9 protein-coding genes and 1 pseudogene are annotated in these 12,439 nt (G+C 67.6%); 8 read left to right on the top strand and 2 right to left on the bottom strand.

Annotated elements, in window-relative coordinates; genetic code table 11:
• Positions 1-151: 151 nt before the first annotated feature.
• Together rnpA and rpmH are read right to left on the bottom strand one after the other, a co-directional pair.
• Complete coding sequence (gene rnpA / locus TX83_RS06610; protein ID WP_064747147.1) at positions 152-586, bottom strand: ribonuclease P protein component; 435 nt, start codon at positions 584-586, stop codon at positions 152-154.
• A gap of 61 nt (positions 587-647) precedes the next feature.
• Positions 648-788 (bottom strand): 50S ribosomal protein L34, encoded by a 141-nt coding sequence (gene rpmH / locus TX83_RS06605; protein ID WP_036139660.1) that lies wholly within the window; start codon positions 786-788, stop codon positions 648-650.
• Between the two features lie 294 nt (positions 789-1,082).
• On the opposite strand from rpmH, the gene dnaA reads away from it, so the two are divergent.
• The 8 genes and pseudogenes from dnaA to TX83_RS06565 all read left to right on the top strand — a co-directional run.
• Positions 1,083-2,426, top strand: a complete 1,344-nt coding sequence (gene dnaA / locus TX83_RS06600; protein ID WP_064747146.1) for a chromosomal replication initiator protein DnaA — start codon at positions 1,083-1,085, stop codon at positions 2,424-2,426.
• Between the two features lie 521 nt (positions 2,427-2,947).
• A complete protein-coding gene (dnaN, locus tag TX83_RS06595) occupies positions 2,948-4,048 on the top strand; it encodes a DNA polymerase III subunit beta (RefSeq protein ID WP_064747145.1) in 1,101 nt (366 codons plus the stop codon).
• 541 nt (positions 4,049-4,589) lie between these two features.
• Entirely contained in the window at positions 4,590-5,675 is a 1,086-nt protein-coding gene (recF, locus tag TX83_RS06590) for a DNA replication/repair protein RecF (RefSeq protein WP_064747144.1), read from the top strand.
• A 954-nt stretch (positions 5,676-6,629) separates the two neighbouring features.
• Positions 6,630-9,059 carry a DNA topoisomerase (ATP-hydrolyzing) subunit B gene (gene gyrB, locus TX83_RS06585; protein ID WP_064747143.1) on the top strand — a complete coding sequence of 810 codons (2,430 nt, stop codon included), beginning with the start codon at positions 6,630-6,632 and terminating at the stop codon, positions 9,057-9,059.
• 178 nt (positions 9,060-9,237) lie between these two features.
• The gene (locus tag TX83_RS06580) at positions 9,238-9,834 is read left to right on the top strand and encodes a CPBP family intramembrane glutamic endopeptidase (protein WP_261370046.1); all 597 of its coding nucleotides are present in this window, start codon (positions 9,238-9,240) and stop codon (positions 9,832-9,834) included.
• A 70-nt stretch (positions 9,835-9,904) separates the two neighbouring features.
• A complete protein-coding gene (locus TX83_RS06575; RefSeq protein ID WP_064747141.1) occupies positions 9,905-10,708 on the top strand; it encodes a M48 family metallopeptidase in 804 nt (267 codons plus the stop codon).
• 144 nt (positions 10,709-10,852) lie between these two features.
• A complete protein-coding gene (locus TX83_RS06570) occupies positions 10,853-12,079 on the top strand; it encodes a tetratricopeptide repeat protein (protein ID WP_064747140.1) in 1,227 nt (408 codons plus the stop codon).
• Between the two features lie 146 nt (positions 12,080-12,225).
• A pseudogene (locus tag TX83_RS06565) lies at positions 12,226-12,439 on the top strand (energy transducer TonB); the annotation flags it as partial.

Below are 12,439 nucleotides of genomic sequence, written 5' to 3'. Positions count from 1 at the left end.
AGGGCACGCTGCTGGCCGGCGCCAGGGCGGCCGGCGGCGGCGCCGGCGGCGCCGACTTCTCCTTGCCCCATTCCATCCACAGCAAGGTCGCCACCATCAGCCAGGCGAGGATCAGGAAAGCACGGGTCTGGTTCATGGGCAGCAGGCAGGCTCAGCCGGGACCGGAGTCCGGCATGGGGGCGGAAGGGGAAGCGGCCGGCATTGTGCCGGTCGCGGCAGTCGCGGGCAATGCGAGGCCGGGCCAGGCGCCGGCACGCTTGAGCAGACTGCGGAAGTGGTTGCGCAGTTCCTCGCCGTTGCAGCGCGAGGCGCCCGGCCGGGCGACCAGGACGTAGTCGCCGGGGGCGAGCTCGCCGCGCAGATGGCGGAAGGTGTCGCGCAGCACGCGTTTGATGCGGTTACGGCCGACCGCGTTCGGATCGACTTTGCGCGAGACCGCCAGGCCCAGGCGCGCCGGCACCGCCGGATCGGCCTGGAAATGCAAAGCGAGCACGGGCAGCGCCACGCGCCGGCCATGCTTGAAGATTCGGTCGAAATCGGAACGCGCGCGAACCCGCGCGGTGCGCGGGAAGCGGTTCGAATTCATCGCAGACGCTCAGGCCGCGCCGCGCCGGATCGTCGCGATCGGCGCAGACGGCTGAAACGGCTTAGGCGCAGAGGCGCTTGCGGCCCTTGGCACGACGACGGGCGAGAACCTTGCGGCCGTCGGCGGTCGCCATGCGGGCACGGAAACCGTGGTCGCGCTTGCGCTTGAGGTTGCTGGGCTGGTAGGTGCGCTTGGTGGCCATGATCGGCTCTGGAATGGGTGACGACGAGTGGACCGCGAATTCTAGGGGCGCCCTTGGGGCGGGTCAAGCCTTTGTTTGGCTTGGTGTTTGCGCGGGTACACCCCGGCCGCCGGGCAGCCTGTGCATGAACCTGTGGATTAGTCCTGTTCCGGACCCGGTCGCGATGGTAGTCTGACCGACCCCCCGGCCTTGTCAGGCGCGATGTCCGCATCGTGCGCACGGCCGCTTTCGTCTGCTGCGCCGCCAGGCCGGCCGACCGAGTCAGTTACACGTATAAGAAGACGCATTACACAGATGGAAGCCTGGCCCCGCTGCCTCGAACGCCTCGAAGCCGAATTTCCGGTCGAGGACGTACATACCTGGTTGAAGCCCCTGCAGGCGACGCGTCGCGACGACGTGACCGTGCTGTACGCGCCCAACGCCTTCGTGGTCGAACACGTGCGCGAGCGCTATCTGGCGCGGATCCGCGAGCTGCTGTCGTATTTCGCCGGCAGCGGCGAGGTCAGCCTGGAAATCGGCTCGCTGCCGCGGGTGGCGCCGATCGCCCCGCCGGCCGAGACCGCGGCGGGCGCTGTCGCGCCGCGTCCGGTCGCGAGCGCACCGGCGGAGCCGTTCCAGGGCAATCTCGACACCCATTACACCTTCGACAACTTCGTCGAAGGCCGCAGCAACCAGCTCGGCCGCGCCGCCGCCTGGCAGGCGGCGCAGAAGCCCGGCGAGCGCGCGCACAACCCGCTGCTGCTGTACGGCGGCACCGGCCTGGGCAAGACCCATCTGATGTTCGCCGCCGGCAACGCCATGCGCGACGCCAATCCGGCGATGCGGGTCATGTACCTGCGTTCGGAGCAGTTCTTCAGCGCGATGATGAAGGCGCTGCAGGACAAGACCATGGATGCGTTCAAGCGCCAGTTCCAGCGCGTCGACGCGCTGCTGATCGACGACATCCAGTTCTTCGCCGGCAAGGACCGCACCCAGGAAGAGTTCTTCCATACCTTCAATGCGCTGTTCGACGGCAAGCAGCAGATCATCCTGACCTGCGATCGCTACCCGCGCGAAGTCGAGGGCCTGGAGCCGCGGCTGAAGTCGCGCCTGGCCTGGGGCCTGTCGGTGGCGATCGAGCCGCCGGACTTCGAGACCCGCGCCCAGATCGTGATCTCCAAGGCCAAGGAACGCGGCGCCGCGATTCCGGAGGAAGTCGCCTTCCTGCTGGCCAAGAAGATGCGCTCGAACGTGCGCGACCTGGAAGGCGCCCTCAACACCCTGACTGCCCGGGCCAACTTCACCGGCCGCGCCGTCACTGTCGAGTTCGCCCAGGAAACCCTGCGCGATCTGCTGCGCGCGCAGCAGCAGGCGATCGGCATCCCCAACATCCAGAAGACCGTGGCAGACTACTACGGCCTACAGATCAAGGACTTGTTGTCGAAACGGCGGACGCGTTCGCTGGCCCGGCCGCGCCAGGTCGCCATGGCGCTGACCAAGGAGCTGACCGAACACTCGCTGCCGGAAATCGGCGACGCCTTTGCGGGCCGCGACCACACCACCGTGCTGCACGCCTGCCGGCAGATCCGCACCTTGATGGAAACCGACGGCAAGCTGCGCGAGGATTGGGACAAGCTGATCCGCAAGCTCAGCGAGTGAGTTCGACCGCGCGGCGGTTCGCGCTCATCCGAGGAGATCGCAAGACCGCTGCTGCAGTACCGCTGTGCATGATGTCGGATCGGCCGGTTCCGCCGCGCCGGCTCGCCGTTCCGGTCGTCCGCGCCTCGCGGCTGCGCTCGCCCGGTTCGGCCGGTCCGGTTCCGCACCGGGCCAGAGACCTCGGTCCCGGTGACCGCGTCGCTGCCCTGATCGGCACCGCCGCAGCGCCGATGGACACAAGGTACTGGCTAAGTGGTTGTCGCGAAAGGCATAAGTTCGGGGATGACGCTCGTACAAGCTGTGGATAAATAAAGCGCGGGCGATCCGCCCGATTTTTATCCACAGGTTCTACCGCCTTCCCCAGGCCGCTTCCAACAGGGTTCGGAGTGATGAAAAACCCTTGCAAATCAAATAATTACTTTGGTTTTCCAGTGTTTTTCGCTGCTCCATCACCACCAAGCTTTTGATTTATACATCTCTTTTGTTTTGGGCTTAGTCCCACAGACGGCCAAGGGGTCCGCATGCGTTTCAGTCTGCAACGCGAAGTCTTTCTCAAGCCGTTGGCCCAGGTGGTCAATGTCGTCGAACGCCGGCAGACCTTGCCGGTCCTCGCCAACCTGCTCGTCCAGGTCACCGACGGGCAGCTTTCGCTGACCGGTACCGATCTGGAAGTCGAGATGATTTCCAGAGTCGCCGTGGACGACGCGAAGGACGGCGAAACCACGATCCCAGCGCGCAAGCTGTTCGAGATCATTCGCGCCCTGCCCGACGGCAGTAAGGTCACCGTCAGTCAGGCCGCCGAGAAGATCACCGTCCAGGCCGGGCGTTCGCGCTTCACCCTGGCCAGCCTGCCGGCCAACGACTTCCCGTCGATCGACGAGGTCGAAGCCACCGAACGCGTGCGGGTGCCGGAAGCGGCCTTGAAGGAGCTGATCGAACGCACCGCGTTCGCGATGGCCCAGCAGGACGTGCGCTATTACCTCAACGGCCTGCTGTTCGACCTGCGCGAATCCAGCCTGCGCTGCGTCGCCACCGACGGCCATCGCCTGGCCCTGTGCGAAGCCGCGTTCGAAGGCGGTTCGCAGACCAAGCGCCAGATCATCGTGCCGCGCAAGGGCGTGCAGGAACTGCAGCGCCTGCTGGAAGGCGGCGAACGCGAGCTGGAACTGGAAATGGGCCGCGGCCACATCCGGGTCAAGCGCGACGATGTCACCTTCACCAGCAAGCTGATCGACGGCCGCTTCCCCGATTACGAAGCGGTGATCCCGATCGGCGCCGACCGCGAGGTGCGGATCGAGCGCGAAACCCTGCGCGCTTCGCTGCAGCGCGCCGCGATCCTCTCGAACGAGAAGTACCGCGGCGTGCGCATCGAGGTATCGCCGGGCCAGCTCAAGATCAGCGCACACAACCCGGAACAGGAAGAGGCGCAGGAAGAAGTCGAAGCCGACACCAAGGTCGACGACCTGGCGGTGGGCTTCAACGTCAACTACCTGCTCGACGCTCTCGGCGCCCTGCGCGACGAACACGTGGTCTTGGCCCTGCGCGACGCCAACTCCTCGGCGCTGGTGCGCGAAGCCTCGAACGAGCGTTGCCGCCACGTGGTCATGCCGCTGCGGCTCTGACCCCAGTCGTACCGGAACCGGATTCGTCCGGTTCCACGTGGAACACGAAACGCCCGGCCCCGCGCTGGGCGTTTTCGTTTTGGCCCAGGGACGCGCAGAAAAGCCAAGAACGACGTCAGCGACCGAAGCGCGAAACCATCGCCGGAGGGCGCGCGGCCCAGCCGCGACCCCGGGGGACCCGCAGCCAGTCCAAGGCCTACCTCCCCTCATTGACGCTCGAATTCCCCGCCGGAAAGGCAGCGAAGTCAGTCAGCCTCCCCCGAGGAACCTGCCCCAGCCGCCGCCCTGACGCGGCCAGCCGGCAATCCGCCACTGCCGATCTTCCATCCGGCTCGACAACGGCATGGCGTCCCGCGGCCCGCCAAGCGCGGACGATTCCGCCCCAAGTCCCGGGTTTACCGGCGTAACCAAGCCGAACAAGCACTTAAGCGACCGTTCCACCATTCGAACCGCCTCTCAAGCCCCATGCCGACCTGGGCGCTTCGCCGAACCGTCGCCACGGCCCTCTCCGGCCCCGGGCCCGATCTGCCATCATTTCCCGATGCATGTGACCCGCCTGGACGCCCGCGGCTTGCGCCGCTTTGCCGAAGTGAGCCTGTCGCCGGCGCCCGGGATCAACCTGATTACGGGCGAGAACGGCGCGGGCAAGACCAGCCTGCTCGAAGCCCTGCATTTGATGGCCTACGGCCGCAGCTTCCGCGGCCGCGTCCGCGACGGGCTGATCCGGGCGGGCGACCCGGCCCTGGAAGTCTTCGTCGAATGGCAGGAAGCCCGGCGCGAGCAGCGCCGCAAGGCCGGATTGCGCCACAGCGGCCAGGATTGGGTCGGCCGGCTCGACGGCCAGAACGTGTCCCAGCTCGGCGAGCTCTGCGCCGCCCTGGCCGTGGTCAGCTTCGAACCCGGCAGCCACGCCTTGATCACCGGGCCCGGCGAGATCCGTCGCCGCTACCTGGATTGGGGCTTGTTCCACGTGGAACCGGACTTTACCCCGCTGTGGCGGCGCTACACCCGTGCGCTGAAACAGCGCAATGCCCTGCTCAAGGCCCGCGCCCGCGACGGGCAATTGGACGCCTGGGATCACGAGCTGGCCGAGGCCGGCGAACCGCTGAGCCGGCGACGCCAGCAGTACCTGGACGAGCTGCAACCCCGCTTTTCCGCGTTCGCAGCCGAGTTGGCGCCGGGACTGGGCTCGATTCGCCTGGACTATGCGTCGGGTTGGCGCCGCGATGAGTTTCCCCTGGCCGATGCCCTGCTGTTGGCCCGCGAACGCGACCAGCAACAGGGCTTCACCTCGGTGGGCCCGCACCGCGCGGACTGGCGGATCGGCTACGGCGCGATTCCCGGCCGCGAGGCCTTGTCGCGCGGCCAGGCCAAGCTGGTGGCGCTGGTCGCTCTGCTGGCCCAAGCCGAGCAGCACGCCCAGGTCCAAGGCGAATGGCCGGTGATCGCCTTGGACGACCTCGCCTCTGAGCTGGACCGCCGCCATCAGCGCCGAGTCCTGGAGCGCCTGATCGCCAGTCGGGCCCAGGTCTTCATTACCGGCACCGAGCCGCCGCCAGCGCTGGCCGACATGGAGGTCGAGGTGGCTCGGTTCCACGTGGAACATGGAACCCTCCGGCCGGAGTGATCCACGCCGGTATGTGGAACAAGGCAAGCCTCCCGGCTGTGTGGTGTTCCACGTGGAACCGTAGGCCCGGGCAAGTCTCCTTGCTGTCCGCTGGCCCGATTCACTCCGCTCCGAGACAAGCCCCGCCAGAGGCCTCACTGTCGAATCGTTCGCCCCCGGGGGGCGGCGATGCCGGTCCGAGCCGCTTGCGCCTGCCTCGAACCGTCCGCCCGGATGGCGGTCGGCGCGGGCAGGCCATGCGGATGAGCCGCTTCTGCCCTCGGGCCGGGCCGTCTGGGCGGCCGAACCCGGGGTCTGCACCGGTTCGGAGGTCAGGCAGGTGCGAAGCCCGGCGGTACTCGCCAGCCTGGGCCGGGCGAGCCTCGAATACCCCGTCGTCCGCGCGCCGCAGGCCGCATCGATGAGCCGGCCCGGCTGCCTATCCCGGCAACGCCGCCCGTCGCAGGCGGCCGATTGCGGGCGCGATCGGCGCGGTGCGCCGCGGGCGTGTCGCGATGGTTGGCCGAACGCGGACCACCCGCGCCCGAATGCGCGGCCCGACCGGGCTGCGCGCCCGCTTCGACCCGCCGCCGCGCGGCCGTGCAATGACAACGCTGCGGCGCGCCTGCTTGCCCGCTCGCCACGGCCGCCGGCCGATTCGGGCCGATCCGATCCGGGCCCGCGCAGCCAAGCTCCAACCGGCGCAGAACCGGCGGCGTCCGCCCGCCCGCCCGAATACTGTCGCGCCTCGGGGGCGTCGCCCGGCGCCCGAAACGGTCCGTGCGCCGCCTCAGTTCGGGGGCTTTCCCGCGCCTGGGACGCGCTGAGAGGCCGCTGCCCCGCGCGGGGCGGGGGACCCAGGGGGCAGGGGGGCGCGAGGTGCTATAATTTCCGCTGGATCCCAATAGCTAATGTCTGGCCGGGCGCCGCTCTCCGACCCCGGCAGCGACAGCCTTTGCAGCCGACTCGAAGCGAATGACCGACGACACTCTCCCGACCCCGCCCTCGACCACGTACGACTCCAGCAAGATCACCGTGCTGCGCGGCCTGGAAGCCGTGCGCAAGCGGCCGGGCATGTACATCGGCGATGTGCACGACGGGACCGGCCTGCACCACATGGTGTTCGAGGTCGTCGACAACGCGATCGACGAAGCCCTGGCCGGGCATGCCGACGATGTCGTGGTGACCCTGCTCGCCGACGGCTCGGTATCGGTCTACGACAACGGCCGCGGCATCCCGGTCGACATCCACAAGGAAGAAGGCGTGTCCGCGGCCGAGGTGATCCTCACCGTGCTGCACGCCGGCGGCAAGTTCGACGACAACAGCTACAAGGTCTCCGGCGGCCTGCACGGCGTCGGCGTGTCGGTGGTCAACGCGCTGTCCGCGCACCTTTGGCTGGACATCTGGCGCGACGGCCATCATCACCAGCAGGAATACGCGCTGGGCGAGCCGGTGTATCCGCTCAAGCAGCTGGAGGCCTCGAGCAAGCGCGGCACGCTGCTGCGTTTCCTGCCGGCGGCGGAAATCTTCACCGACATCGAGTTCCACTACGACATCCTGGCCCGCCGCCTGCGCGAGCTGTCGTTCCTCAATTCCGGCGTCAAGATCACCCTGGTCGACGAGCGCGGCGAAGGCCGCCGCGACGTGTTCCAGTACGAAGGCGGCATCCGCTCCTTCGTCGAGCATCTGGCCCAGGTCAAGACCCCGCTGCACCCGAACGTGATCGCGGTGTCGGGCGAGATGAACGGCATTTCGGTGGAAGTCGCCCTGCAGTGGACCGACGCCTACCAGGAAACGATGTTCTGCTTCACCAACAACATCCCGCAGAAGGACGGCGGCACCCACCTGATCGGGTTCCGCGCCGCCCTCACCCGCACCCTGACCAACTACATCGAGCAGAGCGGCCTGGCCAAGCAGGCCAAGATCGCCCTGTCCGGCGACGACATGCGCGAAGGCATGATCGCGGTGCTGTCGGTCAAGGTGCCGGACCCCAGCTTCTCCTCGCAGACCAAGGAAAAACTGGTCAGTTCCGAGGTCCGCCCGGTCGTTGAGAGCACGTTCGGTGCACGTTTGGAGGAGTTCCTTCAGGAACACCCCAACGAGGCCCGCGCCATCACCGGCAAGATCATCGACGCCGCCCGCGCGCGCGAGGCCGCGCGCAAGGCGCGCGACCTGACCCGCCGCAAGGGCGCGCTGGACATCGCCGGCCTGCCCGGCAAGCTCGCCGACTGCCAGGAGAAGGACCCGGCGCTCAGCGAACTGTTCATCGTCGAGGGCGACTCCGCAGGCGGCTCGGCCAAGCAGGGGCGCAACCGCAAGACCCAGGCGATCCTGCCGCTCAAGGGCAAGATCCTCAACGTCGAGCGCGCACGCTTCGACCGCATGCTCGGCAGCGCCGAAGTCGGCACCCTGATCACCGCGCTCGGCACCGGCATCGGCAAGGACGAGTACAACCCGGACAAGCTGCGCTACCACCGCATCATCCTGATGACCGACGCCGACGTCGACGGCTCGCACATCCGTACGTTGCTGCTGACCTTCTTCTACCGGCAGATGCCGGAGCTGATCGAGCGCGGCCACATCTACATCGGCCTGCCGCCGCTGTACAAGATCAAGCAGGGCAAGAACGAGATCTACCTCAAGGACGACGCGGCGCTGGACCAGTACCTGGCCGGCAACGCGGTCGAAGGCGCGGCGCTGATCCCGGCCGCGGGCGAACCGCCGATCGAGGGCGCGCAGTTGGAGAAGCTGCTGCTGGCCTACGCCGGCGCACGCGAGGCGATCGCGCGCACCGCGCACCGCTACGACTCCAACGTGCTGCAGGCGCTGGTGGACGCGCCGGCGATCGATTCGCAGCACAATCCCAGCCGCGAAACCCTGGACCGGATCGAAAAGCGCCTCAACGAAAGCGGGCTGGGCAAGCCGCGCTACGCACTGCAGCTGCACGCCGGCGACGACACCCGCCAAGGCGCGTTGGTGATCGTGCGCGACCACATGGGCCAGCAGCTCAAGCAGGTGCTGCCGCTGGCCGCGTTCGAAGGCGGCGAGCTGCGCGCGCTGCGCGAAGCGGCGGCGATGTTGAACGGCCTGGTCCGCGACGGCGCGCAGATCCTGCGCGGCAACCGCGCCCAGCCGGTGGCCAGCTTCGCCGACGCCCAGTCCTGGCTGCTGGACGAGGCCAAGAAGGGCCGCCAGATCCAGCGCTTCAAGGGCCTGGGCGAAATGAACCCCGAACAGCTCTGGGACACCACGGTCAATCCGGAAACCCGCCGACTGCTGCAGGTGCGGATCGAAGACGCGGTCGCGGCGGACCAGATCTTCAGCACCTTGATGGGCGACGTGGTCGAGCCGCGGCGCGAGTTCATCGAGGACAACGCGTTGAAGGTGGCCAATCTCGACGTCTGAGCCCCTGGCCGACGCCTCCGCGCCGGCCCTGTCGACTCCGCCGACCCTGCTCGCCGGGCTCGGCGGCTTCGCGATCGACCTGTTTTTGGCGATCGCCGCCCTGCTCGCCTTTGCCCTGATTGGCGGCGTGGCTTGGACTTTCGTCTTAGGCCTGCAGGGCGTTCCGCCCGATCGGGCCATGCCCGGACCCGGGGCGGCGATCGCGCTGAGTCTGGTCGCGACCGGCCTGGCCGCGGTGCTGGTCTATGCCCTGCGCCGGCCCGCCAGCCGCGCCGAACGCCGCGCCTCGCTGCAGGCTTGGCGAAATCCCTGGACCTACAGCTGGGTCGCTTTGACCGTCATCGCCTGCGTCGGCTTCAGCGCGCTTGTGGGCCTGGCGGCACAGTCGTGGCAGATCGAGATGCGGCCGAGCAATGCCGTGCTCGGCGAGGCGATCCGCAATCATCCGTTGCTGTTGCTGCTGTTCGCCGCGCTGATCGCGCCGGCCTACGAAGAGCTGCTGTTCCGGCGCGTGTTGTTCGGCCGATTGTGGGCCGCCGGCCGCCCCGGGCTCGGCATGGCGCTGAGCTCGCTCGCTTTCGCACTGGTCCACGAACCGCCCGGCCTCGGCGCCAGCCACGGCGTCGGCATGCTGCTGCTGTGGGTCGTGTATGCCTTCATGGGCGCCGCGTTCGCCTGGGTGTACCGGCAAACCGGCAGCCTGTGGACCGCATATGCCGCGCACGCGCTCAACAACCTGATTGCCGGTGCGGCCCTGCTGACGGCCGGCGCCTGAGCGATCCCGCCGTTGACGATCGGTTAATCCGGGCAGGGCTACAAAAGTCCATCGCTACGGGGAATCTTCAATGAAACGCATCCTGCTCGGCCTGTCGATCGCCGCCGTCGTCGCTGCCTGCGCCACCACGACTTCGCCGACCGGGCGCACCCAGCGGGTCGGCGCGGTATCGCAGGAACAGCTCGACCTGATGGGCGCCAAGGCCTTCGCCGAAGCCAAGAGCAAGCAACGCCTCAGCGGCGATGCGCGCCAGAACGCCTACGTGCGCTGCGTGGTCAACTCGATCACCCGGCAGTTGCCGCAGGGCTGGCAGGCGAGCTGGGACGTGGCCTTGTTCGTCGACGATTCGCCCAATGCCTTCGCCCTGCCGGGCGGCAAGGTCGGCGTGAACACCGGCATCTTCACCGTCGCGCGCAATCAGGATCAGCTCGCCGCGGTGATCGCGCACGAAATCGGCCACGTGGTTTCGCGCCATCACGACGAGCGCATCACCCGCCAGATGGGCGCGCAGATCGGCCTCGGCGTGCTCGGCGGCCTGGTCGGCGCGCGTTACGGCGAAGGCATGGCCAGCACCGCCAACCAGCTCGGCGGCGCGGCTTTGCAGACCGCCTTCCTGCTGCCGGGTTCGCGCACCCAGGAAACCGAAGCCGACGTGGTCGGCCAGCGATTGATGGCGCAGGCCGGCTACGACCCGCGGCAAGCGGTGAACCTGTGGCAGAACATGATCGCGGCGAGCACCTCGCGCCCGCCGCAATGGCTGTCGACCCATCCCGACCCGCAATCGCGCATCCACGAATTGGGTGCACGCGCGGGCGCCCTGATACCCACCTACGAGCAGGCCCGCGCGGCCGGCCGTACGCCCAAGTGTGGTTGATAAGTATTCGTTATTGACGATTTTTGGCGGCTGGAACCTGTATCGCGCCGGCCCAGGTTTCTGATAGCTTGGCGGCCCCTTGGCCTTGCGCCGTTCCTCCGCGAGGCCCCGGGCCTGCGGCCGCTCAGCCCCTCGAGGTGTGTCATGAACAAGCAAACCAGTCGTCGCAACACCCTGCTCGCCGCCGCCATCGGCGCGGTGCTCGTGTTCGGCGCCGTGTCCCAGGTCAACGCCCAGACCGCCTCCGAGCGCAGCGCCCAGCGCCGCGCCGCCAAGGACAACGAACGCAAGAGCGGCGGTTCGCAGGCCAAGGCCGAAAACAGCTATCCGAACGCGACCCGCACCGCGCCGGAAGCCAAGGCCTCCTCGAAGGGCGGCGCCAAGCTGCAGAAGATGATGGACTTCTACGACAAGGAGAAGTCCACCGAAGCGCGCGCCGCGGCCGACGAGATCCTCGCCAACACCGCGCTCAACGCCTATGAGCGTTCGTTCGCCGCGCAGATCGGCGCGCAGCTGGCCTACGACGCCGACGACAGCAAGGGCGCGATCGCTTACCTCAAGCAGGCGATCGAACTCAATGGCCTGGACAACAATGGCCATTTCAACTCGATGTTCATGATGGCGCAGCTGCAGCTGCAGGAAGACCAGTACGCCGATTCGCTGGCGACCATGGATCGCTTCCTCGCCGAAACCAAGAGCACCAAGCCCGAGCACCTGATCGTCAAGGGCAATGCGCTGTACCGCATGGACCGCTTCGCCGATGCGGCCAAGGTCATCAAGCAGGCCATCGACGGTTCGCCGGAGCCCAAGGGCGAATGGCAGCAGCTGCTGATGGCCAGCTACATGGAAAACAATCAGGGCGCCGAAGCGGCCAAGATCGCCGAAGCGCTCGCGGCCAAGAACCCGGGCGACAAGCGCGCGCAGATGAACGTCGCCGCGGTCTACTCGCAGGCCGACCAGCTCGACAAGGCCGCCGCCGTGCTCGAGAAGCTGCGCGCCGCCGGGCAGTTCACCGAAGACAAGGACTACCGCCAGCTCTACGCGACTTACCTGAACCTCGACGGCAAGGAAAAGGAAGCGGCGACGGTGATCAACGAGGGCCTGGAAAAGGGCATCCTCAAGCCGGACTACCAGGCCTACGTGGCCCTGGCCCAGTCCTACTACTTCTCCGAGCAGTCGGCGAAGTCGATCGATGCGTACAAGAAAGCGGCCCCGCTCGCACCGGACGGTGAGACGTACCTGAATCTCGCCCGCGTGCTGTGGCAGGAAGACCGCATTCCCGAGGCCAAGGAAGCCGCCAAGCAGGCGATCGCCAAGGGCGTGAAGAAGCCCGACGACGCCAACAAGATTCTCGCGCTGAAAAGCAAATAATTCGGCGAAGAGATGACCATCCGCGCTTGGAACCTGTGACGCGGTTTGGTATATGCTAGGAGGTTCCCGCGACTGGAAACGGTTGCAGGAACCGAACGATGGCCCGCGGCGCCCCGGCGTCCGGAAACACCTCCCGAGCTGACGGCATGACGCAAGACCTCGAACTCCAAGTTAGGAATGATGACGACCGCGAAGGATTGAACTGGGCACGCATTGCCGGTATCACCTGCGCGATCGCCGTGCATGCCGCGGCGCTCCTGTTGTTGCTGGCCCCAATGACGCCGCCTGCCCAACAGCAGGAGGAAGAGCAGGTGACGATGGTGAACATCATCAAGCCGCCGCCGCCGCCCCCGCCGCCGC

Source organism: Lysobacter antibioticus HS124 (assembly GCF_000336385.2).
Classification (GTDB): Bacteria; Pseudomonadota; Gammaproteobacteria; order Xanthomonadales; family Xanthomonadaceae; genus Lysobacter; species Lysobacter firmicutimachus.
This window is presented reverse-complemented; position numbering and strand designations above follow the sequence as displayed.